A 17954-nucleotide genomic window follows, 5' to 3' on the forward strand; every position below is an offset into this window, starting at 1 on the left:
GTTACTCCTTACACCTTTTCAACCTGAACAAGGTTCGTATGTGATGGATTCCCCTTGGCAAGAGGAGACGGACGTTGAGTGGTCAGTACGTTAATACAACCGCCCTTATCGACACGTTTCGCATCCGGGTCATACCAGGCACCTTCGCCCAATGCGACCACGCCCGGCATCATTCGTGGCGTCACTTTCGCCTCAATATGGACTTCACCACGATCGTTAAAGATCCGCACCTTATCGCCGTTGCTGATACCACGTTTTTGCGCATCAAGTGGGTTGATCCACATTTCCTGACGGCAAGCTGCTTTCAGCACGTCTACGTTACCGTAAGTCGAGTGAACACGAGATTTGTAATGGAACCCCGTAAGCTGCAGCGGATACTGTTTGTTGAGCGGATCCTGATAACTTTCAAAGCCCGGTGTATAGATCGGCAGCGGATCGATCACATCGCCTTCCGGCAATTCCCAGGTGGCGGCAATGTCAGCCAGCGCCTGTGAATAGATCTCAATTTTGCCCGATGGCGTGGTCAGTGGATTTGCCTGCGGATCTTCACGGAAGGCTTTGTAAGCGACGTGATGCCCTTGCGGATCGCGCTTTTTAAAGATCCCTTGTTTGCGGAACTCTTCAAAGGTTGGCAGTTCCGGAATCGCTTCGCGCGACTGGGCATACAGGTGACGCATCCACTCTTCCTGGGTACGACCTTCAGTAAACTGCTGCTCGACGCCAAGACGTTTTGCCAGTTCGCTGGTCATCTCGTAGATAGTCTTACATTCAAAGCGCGGTTTAATCACCTGATCGTTAAAAATCACGTAAGACATATTCCCGCAGGATGCATCCAGCGCAAAGTCCATCTGTTCGGAGGCAGTGCAGTCCGGCAGCAGGATGTCAGCATATTTCGCCGATGAGGTCATGTGGCAGTCGATAACCACAATCAGCTCACACTTCTTATCATCCTGGAGGATTTCATGGGTACGGTTGATTTCCGAATGCTGGTTAATCAGGCAGTTACCGGCATAGTTCCAGATCATCTTGATCGGAACATCCAGCTTATCTTTCCCGCGCACACCGTCACGCAGTGCCGTCATTTCCGGGCCACGTTCAATGGCATCGGTCCACATAAACATGGAAATGCTGGTCTGAATCGGGTTTTCCAGGGTAGGCATCCGCACAAACGGTAAGCTGTATGAACCTTCTCGCGCACCGCTGTTACCACCGTTAATACCGACGTTCCCGGTGAGGATTGCCAGCATCGAAATGGCACGCGTGGCGATTTCACCGTTGGCATGGCGCTGCGGCCCCCACCCCTGGCTGATAAATGCCGGTTTGGTGCTACCGATTTCACGAGCAAGTTTGATGATTTTATCTGCCGGGATACCGGTAATTTGCGAGGCCCATTCCGGTGTTTTGGCAACACCGTCTGGCCCATCACCCAGAATATACGCTTTGTAGTGACCATTTTTCGGCGCGCTGGCAGGCAACGTTTTTTCGTCGTAGCCGACACAATATTTGTCGAGGAATTCCTGATCAACCAGGTTTTCGGTGATCATGACATACGCCAGACCGTTAACCAGTGCCGCATCTGTTCCCGGACGAATCGGGATCCATTCATCTTCGCGTCCGGCGCCCGTATCGGTATAGCGCGGATCGATAATGATCATACGTGCATTTGATTTTTGCCGCGCCTGCTCCAGGTAATAGGTCACCCCGCCGCCGCTCATACGCGTCTCGCCAGGGTTGTTACCAAACAGCACCACCAGTTTACTGTTTTCGATATCTGACGGACTGTTGCCATCGGCCCAGCCGCCATAGGTATAGTTCAAACCTTCGGCTATTTGCGCCGAGGAGTAGTCACCATAATGGTTCAGATAACCGCCGCAGCAGTTCATCAAACGCGCAACCAGAGTATTTCCCGGCGGCCAGGAACGGGTCATGGTGCCGCCCAGCGTACCGGTACCATAGTTCAGATAGATGGATTCGTTACCGTACTCTTTTATCAGGCGCTGCATATTCGTGGCGATGATATCGTAGGCTTCTTCCCAACTAATACGCTCAAACTTACCTTCACCGCGAGCACCTACTCGTTTCATCGGATATTTCAGGCGGTCGGGATTGTAAACGCGGCGACGCATAGAACGCCCACGCAGGCACGCGCGCACCTGGTGCAGTCCTTCGTAATTGTCATCCCCGGTATTATCCGTTTCGACATATTTGATTTCGCCGTCCACTACATGCATACGCAGTGGACAGCGGCTGCCACAGTTAACAGTACAGGCGCTCCATATCACCTTTTCGTCTGAATTTGCCGGAGCGACACTATTAGCAGCGTGCGCAATCCGGCTAAAGGGTAATGTTAACGCGCTGCTGGCCATCGCCAGGCCGCCGATCGCTGTCGTTTTTACCAAACCACGGCGACTCACCTCAGCAGCCAATACCGCATCAGGAATTTTCGTTTTCATAATGGCTCACTCAAGCTTGCTTACGATTGATTCCAGTAACAAACCGTCTTATGTAATTATTTTCATAGCGGCACGCTATATAGGTTTGTATACATCGAATAATTTGAAAATCAACGGGATAGGTAGATTTTCACTCGAAAGTAGTATTGCGCTTAAGTCAGCTGTAATTATTGTTTGGTATCAAAGGGAGATAAAAAAAGCGCCCGCAGGCGCTTTTTAGATTCAGAATAGTTGGATATTAGCCGATATATTCCAGTCCGTTCATATACGGGCGCAGAACTTCTGGTACTTCAATACGACCATCAGCCTGCTGATAGTTTTCCATTACCGCAACCAGCGTACGACCAACAGCCAGACCAGAACCGTTCAGGGTATGAACCAGACGGGTTTTCTTGTCAGACTTACTGCGGCAACGTGCCTGCATACGACGCGCCTGGAAATCCCAGACGTTGGAGCAGGAAGAGATCTCGCGGTAGGTATTCTGTGCCGGGATCCATACTTCCAGGTCGTAAGTTTTGCAAGCGCCAAAGCCCATGTCGCCAGTGCAAAGGATGATTTTGCGGTACGGCAGGCCCAGCAGTTGCAGGACTTTTTCCGCATGACCAGTCATCTCTTCAAGTGCCGCCATTGAATCTTCCGGACGCACGATCTGAACCATTTCAACTTTGTCGAACTGGTGCATACGAATCAGACCACGGGTATCACGACCATAAGAACCGGCTTCAGAACGGAAGCATGGGGTATGAGCGGTCATTTTGATCGGCAGATCATCTTCATCGATGATTTCACCGCGAACCAGGTTGGTCAGCGGAACTTCTGCAGTTGGGATCAGCGCGTAGTTACTGGTATCAGCTTCTTCTTCCAGCGGACGAGTATGGAACAGATCGCCAGCAAACTTCGGCAACTGACCCGTACCGTACAGCGTATCCTGGTTAACCAAGTACGGGACATAGTTTTCGCTATAGCCATGCTGCTCGGTGTGCAGGTCCAGCATAAACTGCGACAGTGCGCGGTGCATGCGAGCGATCTGCCCTTTCATCACCACAAAGCGCGAACCTGTCAGCTTAACCGCTGCCGCAAAGTCGAGGCCGGAGTGCATTTCACCCAGCGTCACGTGGTCACGAACTTCGAAGTCAAATTCACGCGGGGTACCCCAGCGGCTGACTTCAACGTTGTCATTTTCATCTTTACCAACCGGCACTTCATCTGCAGGCAGGTTAGGGATTGTCAGCGCGATATCGCGAATTTCAGCCTGTAAAGCATCCAGCTCGGCTTTTGCTGCATCCAGCTCTTCGCCCAGTTTGTTCACTTCCAGACGTAAAGGCTCGATATCTTCCCCGCGCGCTTTCGCCTGGCCGATGGATTTCGATCGAGAGTTACGCTCTGCTTGCAGGTTTTCCGTTTTGACCTGCAATACTTTACGACGCTCTTCAAGAGCGCCCAGCTTATCTACATCCAGCTTAAAGCCCCGGCGTGCCAGTTTTTCAGCGACTGCGTCTGGCTCATTACGCAGCAGATTGGGATCGAGCATGCTTATCCTGTGCTTATCGAATTAAATGGGAGATGTGGCCACAGCCTGCGACCACAGGGATACAGTAACAACATTACCGCAACGATAACATTAACGGTAGCGTTTTATGGGGCTATTTTGATCCTGTTCAGCCAGCCAGGCGAGCTTTTCGCCAATCTTGCCTTCAAGGCCTCTGTTTGTCGGGAAATAATAGCGCGTTTGTGCTATTTCCGGCGGGAAGTAAACCTCACCGGCAGCATAAGCGTTTGCTTCATCGTGGGCGTAACGATATTCCTGCCCGTAGCCCATTTCCTTCATCAGTTTGGTTGGCGCATTACGCAGGTGTACCGGCACGTCATAATCCGGACGTTCACGGACATCAGCTAACGCGGCTTTAAACGCGGTGTAGACAGCGTTACTTTTTGGCGCACAAGCGAGATAAACAATCGCCTGGGCAATGGCGCGTTCACCTTCTGCCGGACCTACGCGGGTAAAGCAATCCCAGGCAGCAATCGCCACCTGCATCGCCCGCGGATCGGCGTTACCGATATCTTCTGAAGCAATCGCCAGGCAGCGACGTGCGACATATAACGGATCACCGCCCGCAGTAATAATCCGCGCATACCAGTACAGCGCCGCATCAGGTGCGCTACCGCGTACCGATTTATGCAGCGCGGAAATCAGATCGTAAAAGCGATCACCTTTGTTATCAAAACGAGCGCTACGCTCACCAGCAATTTCGGTGAGTAACTCAGGCTTCAGGACACGTTTGCCGCTGTCATCGACTTCGGCCATATCCGCCATCATTTCCAGCGTATTTAACGCCCGGCGCGCGTCGCCATTCACCAGTTCAGCAATCGCGCGGCGTGTTTCATCTGGCAGAACAATATCCTGCCCACCGTAGCCGCGGGTTTTGTCTTCCATCGCCTGAGTCAGTACTTGCTCTATATCCTCGGTGGTCAGGGATTTGAGCAAATAGACACGAGCACGGGAAAGCAGCGCCGAATTAAGCTCAAACGACGGGTTTTCAGTGGTTGCACCAATAAACGTGATGGTGCCATCTTCAATGTGTGGCAGAAACGCATCCTGTTGGCTTTTATTAAAGCGATGCACTTCATCGACAAACAAAATGGTACGGCGACCGGCATTGCGGTTTTGCCGCGCGCGCTCTATCGCTTCGCGAATTTCTTTCACGCCAGAAGTGACAGCAGAAATACGTTCCACATCAGCATTTGCATAGCGGGCGATCACTTCGGCAAGGGTAGTTTTACCGGTACCTGGCGGCCCCCAGAGGATCATGGAATGCAGATGTCCGGCTTCGATAGCGCGCGGCAACGGCTTCCCCGCAGCCAGCAAATGTTGCTGGCCAATATACTGTGCTAAATTTTCTGGCCGCATACGTGCGGCCAGAGGTTGAAAAGTATTATCCGAAAAATCGAGCGACAGATTGCTCACTCAGGTGCCTCTACTTACGTTGATCATCTACCGTTACGCCTTGCGGCGGGGTGAAGGTAAATTTCGCTGCATCCACAGCACCGTTTTGCTGGGATTTCAGCTGATAACTGCTGCGTTGATCGTCCTGTTCCACCGCGCTGAATTGATGGATGGTGCCATCACGGCCCACGTTAATAGTGAACTGCTTCAGATTGCCATTGCTGGCTTTCGGCGTCAGGACAAAATCATCGCCGTTCTGTTTGATGTTGTACTGCTGCCAGTCGCTGGACTGGTTACGTGCGATCAGCATAAATGGCGTATTCCCGGTGGCATCTTTCAGCCAGGTCGCCGTAGCCTGTTCAACAAACGGGTTATAGAACCACAATGTTTTACCGTCGGAAACCAGAATGCTTTCATCAGGTTGCGTCATATGCCAGTTGAATAAGTTTGGACGTTTCACCCACAGATCGCCCTGACCTTCCTGCACCGCCGCGCCGCTACCGTCAGTTACTTTTTGCGTAAAGCTGGCGTGGAAGCTGCTGACTTTATCCAGACGGCTTTTCAGATCGCTTGCGGCATCAGCCCAAACACTGGACGCCACTAAACTTGAGAGTAATGCACAGGTGATGGCAATTTTTTTCATCATTGTTCCTCAAATTACGTCACTCCCGATCGGGAGTTCCCTCTACTCTCTATTCCAGGCTAATAATCAGCTTGAGGAAAGAAGAAAATACTGAATTTTCAGTTGATAGAGTGCCGGATGCGACGCTATCGCGTCTTATCCGGCCTACGATGCACTAATTAGTCAAACGGTGGCGGAGCCAGTACTTCACGATTACCGTTGTGACCCTGTTCGCTGACGATCCCTTGCGCTTCCATCTGTTCAACAATGCGTGCAGCACGGTTGTAACCGATGCGGAACTGACGCTGAACACCAGAAATAGACGCTTTGCGTTTTTCAGTGACAAACGCCACCGCCTGATCGAACAGCGGATCCAGTTCTTCAGCACCGTCGAAACCACCAGCTCCGCCTTCGCTTTCGCTATCGGAGGTGATGCCATCTACATACTGCGGACGACCACGCGCTTTCCAGTCCTGCACCACGGCATGAACTTCCTGATCGCGAACAAAAGCACCATGGACACGTACCGGCATGGTTGAGTTCGGCCCGGAGTAAAGCATATCCCCCATACCAAGCAGTGATTCCGCGCCAGCCTGATCAAGAATGGTACGTGAGTCGATCTTGCTGGATACGGTAAAGGCGATACGGGTTGGAATGTTCGCTTTAATCAGCCCCGTAATAACATCCACCGAAGGGCGCTGCGTTGCCAGCACGAGGTGAATACCTGCGGCACGGGCTTTTTGCGCCAGACGCGCAATCAACTCTTCCACTTTTTTACCTACCGTCATCATCAGGTCGGCAAATTCATCCACCAGCACTACAATGTACGGCTCTTTTTTCAGCACTGGATGCTGGGCATCCATACTGTCACCTGGCTTCCAGTACGGGTCTGGAATCGGACGCATCATTCGGTCCGCTTCAGCAATTTTTTCGTTATACCCCGCAAGATTACGCACTCCCAGTGCCGACATCAGCTTATAACGGCGTTCCATTTCATTTACGCACCAGCGCAGAGCGTTGGCAGCATCTTTCATGTCTGTTACGACTTCCGTTAACAGATGCGGGATGCCTTCATAAACCGAAAGCTCCAGCATTTTCGGGTCGATCATAATGAAACGAACATCTTCCGGCTGCGCTTTATAGAGCATGCTCAGGATCATGGCGTTTACACCCACCGACTTACCGGAACCAGTGGTCCCCGCAACCAGCAAGTGAGGCATTTTAGCCAGATCGGCTACGACCGGATCGCCTGCGATATCTTTACCCAAAACAATCGTCAGCGGCGATGGGTTATCACGGAACTTCGCGTTATCCAGCACTTCGCGCAGATAAACGGTTTGTCGTTTTTTGTTCGGCAACTCCAGACCTACGTAAGGTTTACCAGGAATGACTTCAACCACACGCACCGCCACGGTCGACAATGAACGGGCAAGGTCGCGTGACAGGTTAGAAATACGTGCGGCTTTTACGCCCGGCGCCAGGTTCAACTCAAAACGGGTGATTACAGGTCCTGGTGAATAATTGACCACATCAGCTTTAATGCGGAAATCGGCCAGCCGTGCTTCTACCAGACGCGCCATTTGCTCAAGCGCAAAGGTATCTACTGGCTCAACTTCGCTTGGCGGTGGTGTCAGCAAATCCAGCGAGGGTAGTGGCGTCGTTGGTTTATGCAACGGACGGCTATCACCGTTGCGCATTAACAACGGATGAAGCAGGGTATCCTGCGGCTGTGGTGCTACCGGTTGCTGCGGCTGCTGATATTGCGGCTGTGGCGCTACCGGTTGCTGCGGCTGCTGATATTGCGGCTGCGGCGCTACCGGTTGCTGCGGCTGCTGATATTGCGGCTGCGGCGCTACTGGCTGCTGCGGCTGCGGTGCCACCGGTTGTTGCGGCTGCTGATACTGCTGCTGCGGCGCTACCGGTTGCTGTGGTTCAACAATGGGCGTAAACAGTGGCTCGTGTGGGCCATCATCCACCAACGCTTTCATCGGTGAAAATTCAAAATCATTCAGCGAGAATGGATTTGCTCCCGCAGGTTGTTCACCGGAATAACGTTGCTGCTGAGTCTGGGCAAACTGACGAGCCAGTTCAGCCTCCGCCGCTGCATCTTCATCTTCAGAGTTAACTGGCGCATCATGCTGATACTGTTCACCATAGCGTTGCTGCTGTGCCTGGGCAAACTGACGTGCCAACTCATCTTGCTGCATCGCATCGATTTCATCATCGTTATACTGATCGCCAGAATCGTATTGATTGCGCTGCGCTTCGCGAGCTTTCTCTTCGGCGACTCGTTGTGAAGGTAGTTTAATGCCATACGATGCCAGTTCACGACGAGTCGGAACACGAATACGCTTTGGTCGTGGCAACTGCGGGCCTATCCCCTCTTTCACTTGTGGTCGAGGTCCACCGCTATTTGCCAGGCTAAAAACAGGTGCAGCAACCGTTGCTGCGGCCCCCGTCGCCAGAGTCGCTTTCTTCACGCCCGATGCCAGCGGCGAAACACCAGCCACGGCTTCTACCGGAGGGACTGCGGCAGCAGTCGGCGATGACTGAACAGATTTAGCTGACTGAACAGGTCTAACAGGCTCAGGTTCTTTAACTGGTTCAGGAATAGGCTGATACCAGGCGGCGAGCTGCTCACGTTCGCGCGCACGCTTCTCTTCAACTTCTTCAAAGTAGTAAAGCGGCGGACGCGCAGGTTTTGTTTCTTCAACAACCGGTTCAGGTTCTACAACAGGCGGCTGTTCAACCGGTTGCGGCTGTTGACGCAACGTCTCCTGAACGGCTGGCTGCTGGTAGGTTTGCTCAGGCTGGTATGTAGACTGCGCCGCAAAAGTGGATTGTGTCCCCTCGGCTTGCCACCCGTTATCAGCCACTGGTTGTTCAGGCACTGGCGCATAATATGGTTGTTGAACAGGTTGTTCCGCAGCAGGCGCATAATATGGCTGCTGTGACTGCACAGGTTGTTGCGGATAACCTTCCGGCGCTGGGGCAATGACCGAATCGCCCGTTTGCGGCCTTGGCGCAGGCTGCCATGCAACAGCAGGTTGAGCAGGTGGAACATCAACCGACGCAACAGGCGGCGTCTGAGTAACAGGTTCAACCGGAGCTGCCCAGCTTTGCGTCGCCGTGGTAGCAGCAGCTGCCGCAGCAACAGGTTCGGTAATTGGTGCACCGTTTAATAATGGATCGTATTCGTCATATTCTGGCTGCGTTGCACGGTTGCCCGAAAAGAGGACATCATCAGGATCAGCGGCTACGCCGCGCGCAGTGTAGGTAATGTCGTCTTCATCATCCATCCGCTTACCGGAGAACAATGCAGCGTCTGTTTGCCGCCCCATCGGATTGATGAATTTTTCCGCCAGGCGTTTACGACGCGCTAACGCGCCACGAAGAATACGAGCACGGCGCGATTCATGCTGTTTGCCGTTTTTTTCGTCTTCATACTCTTCGTCGTCTTCATACTCTTCTTCATCAACCCAGGTATCATCGCGACGAGTGCGGTTACTGGCGAAAGTGAGGATGTTTAAAATCCAGCCCCCCAGTTTTTCGGCAATGGTCACCCAGGACCAGCCGGTAAACAGCGTCAGGCCAGCCGCCCAAACACAGAGCAGCGCAATGGTCCCGCCACTGCTGTGCAACAGCGGCTGCAGCGTAGTGCTTAATAAACTACCGATTACACCACCGGAGGCAAAATACCAGATGTCGTCCGCGTTGATTGCCGCAAGGCCACAGGACGTAAGGATAAGCGCCAGCACGCCAATAATTCTTAGCGAAACGGCGAAATAGTCAACGTACTCATCGCTGGACTGATGACGCCAGGCAAACCAACAGCCGCCAACAATAATGACCGGGATGGTGTAAGCCATCACGCCAAAAATGAAGAACAGCGTATCTGCCAGCCACGCGCCAGGCGTCCCGCCTAAATTATGGATAGGCTCATGCCAGGCCGTTTGCGACCAGCTGGGGTCCGAAGGGTTAAAGCTTAATAAGGCTGCCATCAACCAGACGGCAAACAGGACAATAAGAATCAGCAACGCCTCCAGAAGTCGGCGCCCGCTGCTTAACTTTGTCAATGTGACTTCTTTGTCTTCAGTGTATTCCTGGCTCAAGAAAGGCTCTCCAGGTTACAGGCTTTTCCTGCCCGATGCTAAAACGGACAACAGCACCAGGTTACCCCAGTACTGTTGCTGTATGGATTAACAGGAGTGTAATCAAAATACGCCTATTTTGCACCTGTTCCGTGTTAGCGCGTCTTAATAACCAGACGATTACTCTGCTTGACTTCTTCCATAACAACGTATGTCCGTGTGTCATTGACGCCAGGCAGACGCAGCAGGGTTTCCCCTAGCAGCTTACGATAAGCTGACATATCCGGCACGCGTGTTTTCAACAGGTAGTCGAAATCACCGGATACTAAATGACACTCCTGAATTTCTTCAAGTTTTTGCACAGCAGTATTAAATTGTTCAAACACATCCGGAGCGCCACGATTCAGAGTAATCTCAACGAATACCAGAAGTGATGCATCCAGATAATGCGGGTTCAACAGCGCCGTATAGCCCTGAATAAACCCTTGTCTTTCCAGCCGACGCACACGCTCAAGGCACGGCGTTGGGGAAAGTCCCACACGTTTAGAAAGCTCGACGTTAGAAATACGCCCATCCTTTTGCAACTCATTAAGAATGTTACGATCGATACGGTCGAGATCTTTGCCAGGGCGCTTCTTGCTATCTACCATTATTATTGTCTCTCTGTATTCCTTCCCTACTCCTGTCTGACCCTGAAGACATCACTGTTCAGAGTCGCTACCTGTCACGATAGACCGAAATCATTAAGATTCACGGCTCGCAATGCCTGGGTCTACGGTGAGAAGACCGTTGCCTTAAGGCAGCTATCGACATCACGAATGGCGTCTGTCCACGCCATGCGTAGATTTCACTAGCACGGTAAACATGGTATTTACATGCATGATTATGCGCACATAACAATACTGTTTTTTTCTTCCTCGAATGTTTTCGCAAAACACCAGGTGATTGTCAAAGCAAAACATCGTTTTTTAGTACAACATGCCAGTTATTCATTAACAGTGACGTTTAATCATCATTTAATCGGCTTATAAACCGGAAAAATTAAGTAGCAGACGTGATAATGACGGGAGAATGACAGGAGAATTTGACACGATTATCGCTTTTGACGATTGCACATATCGTTAACAAAATCGTCATACTCTTTTTTTACGTCTGTAAATTCCCTACAATCCTGCCCATTGTCTGCCAACAACTATGGGGATCTCATGGGCACGACCAAACACAGTAAACTGCTTATCCTGGGCTCAGGCCCGGCGGGATATACCGCTGCTGTCTACGCGGCACGCGCCAACCTGCAACCGGTGCTGATTACCGGCATGGAAAAAGGCGGCCAGCTGACGACGACCACTGAAGTAGAAAACTGGCCAGGAGATCCAAATGATCTGACCGGCCCGTTGCTCATGGAACGCATGCATGAACATGCTACCAAGTTTGAAACTGAAATTATTTTTGACCACATCAATAAAGTGGATTTGCAGAATCGTCCGTTCCGCCTGACTGGCGATAACGGCGAATATACCTGCGATGCGCTGATTATTGCCACCGGGGCTTCTGCACGCTATCTCGGCCTGCCCTCTGAAGAAGCCTTTAAAGGCCGTGGGGTTTCTGCCTGTGCAACCTGCGATGGATTTTTCTATCGCAATCAGAAAGTGGCGGTCATCGGCGGTGGCAATACCGCAGTTGAAGAGGCGCTGTATCTGTCTAACATCGCTTCCGAAGTACATTTGATCCACCGCCGCGATGGTTTCCGTGCGGAAAAAATCCTCATTAAGCGTCTCATGGACAAAGTGGAGAACGGCAACATCATTCTGCACACCAACCGTACGCTGGAAGAAGTGATCGGCGATCAGATGGGCGTCACTGGCGTTCGTCTGCGCGATACGCAAAACAGCGATAATATCGAGTCTCTCGACGTTGCTGGTCTGTTTGTTGCTATCGGTCACAGTCCGAACACGGCTATTTTTGAAGGACAACTGGAACTGGAAAACGGCTACATCAAAGTGCAGTCGGGTATTCATGGTAATGCCACCCAGACCAGCATTCCGGGCGTCTTTGCCGCAGGTGACGTGATGGATCATATTTATCGCCAGGCCATTACTTCTGCCGGTACAGGCTGCATGGCAGCACTTGATGCGGAACGCTACCTCGACGGTTTAGCTGACGCAAAATAATTTTACAAATCAGTAACAAAAGTAAAGAAGGCGACACCATGCGACTATGGGTCGCCTTTATTTTTTCCCCGTTGTAACATTGCTCTGCAAATAATTCTGATAACTCACCTGCTAAGCGTGCAATGAATAAATCCCGTCAAAAAGAGTTAACCCGCTGGTTAAAACAGCAAAGCGTCATCTCCCAACGTTGGCTGAATATTTCTCGTCTGCTGGGCTTTGTGAGCGGCATATTAATAATTGCCCAAGCCTGGTTTATGGCGCGAATTCTGCAACATATGATTATGGAGAACATCCCCCGAGAAGCCTTGCTACTTCCCTTTACCTTGCTGGTGATGACCTTTGTGCTGCGTGCATGGGTGGTCTGGTTACGCGAACGGGTGGGCTATCACGCCGGGCAACATATTCGTTTTGCCATCCGCCGCCAGGTTCTTGACCGTTTGCAGCAGGCGGGGCCGGCCTGGATTCAGGGCAAACCTGCGGGGAGCTGGGCGACGCTGGTGCTTGAGCAAATTGACGATATGCATGATTACTATGCTCGCTACCTACCGCAAATGGCGCTGGCAGTCTCAGTGCCACTACTGATTGTCGTCGCAATTTTCCCTTCTAACTGGGCCGCGGCACTTATTTTACTCGGCACTGCACCGTTAATTCCGTTGTTTATGGCTTTAGTTGGGATGGGTGCTGCCGATGCTAACCGACGCAACTTTCTCGCGCTTGCTCGCTTAAGTGGGCATTTTCTCGATCGTCTGCGCGGCATGGAAACCCTGCGTATTTTTGGTCGTGGCGAGGCTGAAATTGAAAGTATCCGTTCGGCTTCGGAAGATTTTCGCCAACGGACCATGGAAGTATTACGCCTGGCGTTTTTATCCTCCGGTATTCTTGAATTCTTTACCTCGCTGTCGATTGCCCTGGTCGCGGTGTACTTTGGTTTCTCTTATCTTGGTGAGCTGGATTTCGGCCACTACAGCACGGGCGTGACGTTGGCTGCGGGCTTCCTTGCGTTGATCCTCGCCCCCGAGTTTTTCCAGCCGTTACGTGATCTCGGCACGTTTTATCATGCCAAAGCCCAGGCTGTTGGCGCGGCTGACAGCCTGAAAACATTTATGGAAACACCGCTCGCCCATCCACAGCGTGGTGACGTTGAGTTAACGTCTACCGAACCAGTGACCATTGAAGCCAAAGATCTGTTCATCACATCGCCTGAAGGTAAAACACTGGCTGGCCCGCTGAACTTTACACTACCTGCAGGCAAACGTGCGGTACTGGTGGGACGAAGCGGATCCGGGAAAAGTTCACTATTAAATGCGCTTTCCGGTTTTCTCTCTTATCAAGGCTCGCTGCAAATCAACGGCATTGAATTGCGGGATTTATCTCCGGAATCATGGCGAAAACATCTCTCATGGGTTGGCCAGAATCCGCAATTACCCGCGGCAACAGTACGAGACAATGTGCTGCTGGCACGACCGGATGCCAGCGAGCAAGAGTTACAAACGGCCCTGGATAACGCCTGGGTCAGTGAGTTTCTGCCGCTCCTGCCGCAAGGTATCGATACTCCCGTGGGCGATCAGGCAGCTCGCCTTTCCGTAGGTCAGGCACAACGTGTGGCCGTAGCGCGTGCATTACTTCATCCCTGCTCACTGTTATTACTGGATGAACCTGCAGCCAGCCTCGATGCACACAGCGAGCAGCGTGTGATGCAGGCGCTAAACGCAGCCTCGCAGCGCCAGACAACGCTGATGGTCACCCACCAATTAGAAGATCTCGCTGACTGGGACGTCATTTGGGTGATGCAGGATGGCCAAATTATCGAGCAAGGTTGTTACGCTGATTTAAGCGTGGCTAACGGTCCATTCGCCACGTTGCTGGCCCACCGTCAGGAGGAGATTTAAATGCACGCGTTACTTCCTTATCTGGCTCTATATAAGCGTCATAAGTGGATGTTAAGTCTTGGTATTGTGCTGGCAATTGTCACACTGCTCGCCAGTATCGGCTTGTTGACGCTTTCTGGTTGGTTCCTCTCCGCTTCGGCAGTGGCGGGAGTTGCAGGACTGTACAGCTTTAACTACATGCTACCTGCCGCAGGTGTACGTGGCGCGGCAATCACCCGCACCGCCGGGCGCTATTTTGAACGTCTGGTGAGTCACGATGCGACTTTCCGCGTGTTGCAGCATTTGCGCATTTACACCTTCAGCAAGCTGTTGCCTCTCTCCCCTGCCGGGCTGGCCCGCTATCGCCAGGGCGAATTGCTCAACCGCGTCGTCGCCGATGTTGATACGCTCGATCATCTTTACTTGCGCGTTATCTCACCGCTGGTAGGGGCTTTTGTGGTAATTATGGTGGTGACTGTCGGGTTAAGTTTTCTTGATTTCACCCTCGCCTTCACGCTGGGCGGCATTATGTTGCTGACGCTTTTCCTGATGCCGCCGCTGTTTTATCGAGCGGGGAAAAGCACCGGGCAAAACCTTACCCATCTTCGCGGTCAGTATCGCCAACAGTTAACCGCCTGGCTGCAAGGGCAAGCTGAACTGACCATTTTTGGTGCCAGCGATCGTTATCGTACGCAGTTAGAGAACACCGAAATTCAGTGGCTGGAAGCGCAACGTCGTCAGTCCGAACTGACTGCGCTCTCGCAGGCAATTATGCTGTTGATTGGCGCGCTGGCGGTGATTCTGATGCTATGGATGGCCTCCGGCGGCGTTGGCGGTAATAGCCAGCCGGGGGCGTTAATTGCGCTGTTTGTCTTCTGTGCATTGGCTGCATTCGAAGCCCTGGCTCCGGTGACAGGTGCATTTCAGCATCTGGGGCAAGTTATTGCTTCTGCCGTGCGTATCACTGACTTAACTGACCAAAAAACAGAAGTGACCTTTCCGGATACTCAGTCCGCCGTTCCTGAGCAGGTTTCCCTGACATTACGGGATGTTGTGTTCACTTATCCGGAACAATCCCAACAAGCACTTAAAGGGATTTCTCTTCAGGCAAACGCCGGAGAACATATTGCGATTCTCGGGCGAACCGGATGCGGAAAATCAACGTTGTTACAACTTCTAACCCGTGCATGGGACCCGCAACAGGGTGAGATTTTGCTCAACGGCAGCCCGATCTCTGACCTGAATGAATCGACATTGCGCCAGACCATCAGCGTTGTGCCGCAGCGAGTGCATCTGTTTAGCGCCACACTGCGCGATAATCTGTTACTCGCCGCACCTGGCGCTACTGATGAGACTCTTGCTGAAATTCTCCGTCGCGTCGGTCTGGAGAAACTACTCGAAGACACAGGGCTCAACAGTTGGTTGGGAGAAGGCGGACGTCAGCTTTCCGGCGGCGAACTGCGTCGTCTGGCTATCGCCCGTGCGCTATTGCACGATGCGCCGTTAGTATTGCTGGATGAACCAACCGAAGGCTTAGATGCCACGACTGAAAGTCAGATCCTCGAATTACTGACTGAAATGATGCGTGAGAAAACGCTATTGATGGTTACACATCGGCTGCGTGGACTTTCACATTTTCAGCAAATAATAGTGATGGACAACGGGCAAATTATTGAACAAGGTACCCATGCAGAACTGCTTGCCAGACAGGGGCGTTATTACCAGTTTAAGCAGGGTTTGTAAGCTATTATTGAACGATCCGACTTGCGTAGTGGAGTTTTGCAGTCATGCGCCTGGTTCAGCTTTCTCGCCATTCAATAGCCTTCCCTTCCCCGGAAGGCGCATTACGTGAGCCTAACGGTCTGCTGGCACTGGGAGGCGATCTTAGCCCTGCGCGGCTGCTCATGGCTTATCAGCGCGGTATTTTCCCGTGGTTTTCTCCGGGCGATCCTATTCTCTGGTGGTCGCCTGATCCTCGTGCGGTTTTATGGCCAGAATCACTGCACATCAGCCGCAGCATGAAACGTTTTCATAAGCGCTCTCCCTATCGCGTCACGCTGAATTACGCGTTTGGTCAGGTCATTGAAGGCTGCGCCAGCGATCGCGAAGAAGGGACCTGGATAACGCGTGACGTCGTCGAAGCCTACCATCGTCTTCACGAGTTGGGCCATGCCCATTCCATAGAAGTGTGGCGTGAAGGCGAAATTGTCGGCGGCATGTACGGCGTAGCGCAGGGAACACTGTTTTGTGGCGAGTCGATGTTCAGCCGCATGGAGAATGCCTCGAAAACGGCGCTCCTGGTTTTTTGTGACGAATTTATCCGCCACGGCGGCAAGCTTATCGACTGCCAGGTATTAAATGACCATACGGCCTCGCTTGGTGCCTGCGAAATTCCTCGCCGGGATTACCTCAATTATCTCAATCAACTGCGCCCCGAACGGTTACCAAATAATTTCTGGGTACCACGGCGATTGTTTTCACCACAAGAATGAATGTTTTCGGCACATTTCTCCCCAGAGTGTTATAATTGCGGTCGCAGAGTTGGTTATGCTCATTACTCCGCTGCCGATAAGGAATTTTTCGCGTCAGGTAACGCCCACCGTTTATCTCACCGCTCCCTTATACGTTGCGCTTATAGTGCGGCTTAGCCGTGTGTTTTCGGAGTTATGTGCCAAACCTGTTTGTTGCGAATTAGCGCACAAATCTTTACTTATTTACAGAACTTCGGCATTATCTTGCCGGTTCAAATTACGGTAGTGATACCCCAGAGGATTAGATGGCCAAAGAAGACAATATTGAAATGCAAGGTACCGTTCTTGAAACGTTGCCTAATACCATGTTCCGCGTAGAGTTAGAAAACGGTCACGTGGTTACTGCACACATCTCCGGTAAAATGCGCAAAAACTACATCCGCATCCTGACGGGCGACAAAGTGACTGTTGAACTGACCCCGTACGACCTGAGCAAAGGCCGCATTGTCTTCCGTAGTCGCTGATTGCTTTACCGCCTGATGGGCGAAGAGAAAGAACGAGTAAAAGGTCGGTTTAACCGGCCTTTTTTGCGTCTGGAGTTACGGGGAATAAATACTGGAGGATGGTGTGTTAAGTTTGAAAACTGCCTGTACGGCAGTGAACGAATCCTCCGAGGCCAATGTAGGTTCTGTATCTTTCTAAGCTGCCTGTACGGCAGTGAACTGTTCAGCTATCAAGGGCGTATTTGCATAGCTTTTCTAAACTGCCTGTACGGCAGTGAACAAGTGGCCCAACTTTACTACGACACAATAAAGTTTCTAAGCTGCCTGTACGGCAGTGAACGACCAACGGCCTGCGTATTCGTCTCAAGCAATTTTCTAAGCTGCCTGTACGGCAGTGAACTGGAATAATAGCAGACTATCCGATTGATTTACTGTTAAAACTTACAAAGTCGCAGATTTAAACCCTTTTTCCAGACATCAAAAAAGCAATAAACAAAATCAATGAGTTACATTTCAACCTAAAAAAAGGGTCTATTTGGTACTTCTTCAATCTCATATTTTATGCATAGATTTTGATAAACAATTGACCAGAACACATACGGTCAAAATCTCCGGGCGCGAACAGTATGTTCATTGCGTAACCAAACGAATCAATCCATATAAATTCTTCTTGACCGTTTTACTCCAACTCCCTATAGTAGCGCCCCGTTGCCACCCATGAGGTCAGGCAGCAAAACAATTTGGTGAGGTGTCCGAGTGGCTGAAGGAGCACGCCTGGAAAGTGTGTATACGGCAACGTATCCGGGGTTCGAATCCCCGCCTCACCGCCAT

Annotated in this window: 11 protein-coding genes, 1 tRNA gene and 1 CRISPR repeat array; of the genes, 6 read left to right on the forward strand and 6 right to left on the reverse strand. The window is 51.6% G+C overall.

All coding sequences use genetic code 11. The features are described from left to right. Positions 1–8: 8 nt before the first annotated feature. From dmsA to lrp, 6 genes are all read right to left on the reverse strand, one after another. Positions 9–2453 (reverse strand): dimethylsulfoxide reductase subunit A, encoded by a 2445-nt coding sequence (gene dmsA / locus FEK50_RS21550; RefSeq protein WP_130215687.1) that lies wholly within the window; start codon positions 2451–2453, stop codon positions 9–11. Positions 2454–2691: 238 nt separating this feature from the next. After that, positions 2692–3984: a serine--tRNA ligase gene (gene serS / locus FEK50_RS21555; RefSeq protein ID WP_000886683.1), complete on the reverse strand. Its 1293-nt coding sequence runs from the start codon at positions 3982–3984 to the stop codon at positions 2692–2694. 90 nt (positions 3985–4074) lie between these two features. Then, positions 4075–5418 carry a replication-associated recombination protein RarA gene (rarA, locus tag FEK50_RS21560; protein WP_131162338.1) on the reverse strand — a complete coding sequence of 448 codons (1344 nt, stop codon included), beginning with the start codon at positions 5416–5418 and terminating at the stop codon, positions 4075–4077. Between the two features lie 10 nt (positions 5419–5428). Then, on the reverse strand, positions 5429–6040 hold the full coding sequence (gene lolA, locus FEK50_RS21565; protein WP_001295343.1) for an outer membrane lipoprotein chaperone LolA: 612 nt from the start codon (positions 6038–6040) through the stop codon (positions 5429–5431). Positions 6041–6198: 158 nt separating this feature from the next. Then, positions 6199–10131 carry a DNA translocase FtsK gene (gene ftsK, locus FEK50_RS21570; RefSeq protein ID WP_131162339.1) on the reverse strand — a complete coding sequence of 1311 codons (3933 nt, stop codon included), beginning with the start codon at positions 10129–10131 and terminating at the stop codon, positions 6199–6201. 134 nt (positions 10132–10265) lie between these two features. Beyond that, positions 10266–10760 carry a leucine-responsive transcriptional regulator Lrp gene (gene lrp, locus FEK50_RS21575; protein ID WP_000228473.1) on the reverse strand — a complete coding sequence of 165 codons (495 nt, stop codon included), beginning with the start codon at positions 10758–10760 and terminating at the stop codon, positions 10266–10268. Positions 10761–11315: 555 nt separating this feature from the next. Between lrp and trxB the strand changes: the two genes are divergently transcribed. From trxB to FEK50_RS21605, 6 genes are all read left to right on the forward strand, one after another. Beyond that, positions 11316–12281 (forward strand): thioredoxin-disulfide reductase, encoded by a 966-nt coding sequence (gene trxB, locus FEK50_RS21580; RefSeq protein ID WP_130205283.1) that lies wholly within the window; start codon positions 11316–11318, stop codon positions 12279–12281. 122 nt (positions 12282–12403) lie between these two features. After that, positions 12404–14170 carry a cysteine/glutathione ABC transporter permease/ATP-binding protein CydD gene (cydD, locus tag FEK50_RS21585; protein ID WP_130205281.1) on the forward strand — a complete coding sequence of 589 codons (1767 nt, stop codon included), beginning with the start codon at positions 12404–12406 and terminating at the stop codon, positions 14168–14170. After that, entirely contained in the window at positions 14171–15892 is a 1722-nt protein-coding gene (cydC, locus tag FEK50_RS21590; RefSeq protein WP_131162340.1) for a cysteine/glutathione ABC transporter ATP-binding protein/permease CydC, read from the forward strand. It abuts the gene before it with no gap. 44 nt (positions 15893–15936) lie between these two features. After that, on the forward strand, positions 15937–16641 hold the full coding sequence (gene aat / locus FEK50_RS21595; protein ID WP_130205277.1) for a leucyl/phenylalanyl-tRNA--protein transferase: 705 nt from the start codon (positions 15937–15939) through the stop codon (positions 16639–16641). A 284-nt stretch (positions 16642–16925) separates the two neighbouring features. After that, the gene (gene infA / locus FEK50_RS21600) at positions 16926–17144 is read left to right on the forward strand and encodes a translation initiation factor IF-1 (RefSeq protein ID WP_001040187.1); all 219 of its coding nucleotides are present in this window, start codon (positions 16926–16928) and stop codon (positions 17142–17144) included. A 119-nt stretch (positions 17145–17263) separates the two neighbouring features. After that, positions 17264–17523: a CRISPR direct-repeat array (repeat unit 20 nt; unit sequence CTGCCTGTACGGCAGTGAAC). 342 nt (positions 17524–17865) lie between these two features. After that, positions 17866–17953 (forward strand) — tRNA-Ser (locus FEK50_RS21605). Position 17954: the final 1 nt, after the last annotated feature.

The sequence above is a fragment of the Escherichia sp. E2586 genome (assembly GCF_005781105.1).
Taxonomy (GTDB): Bacteria; Pseudomonadota; Gammaproteobacteria; order Enterobacterales; family Enterobacteriaceae; genus Escherichia.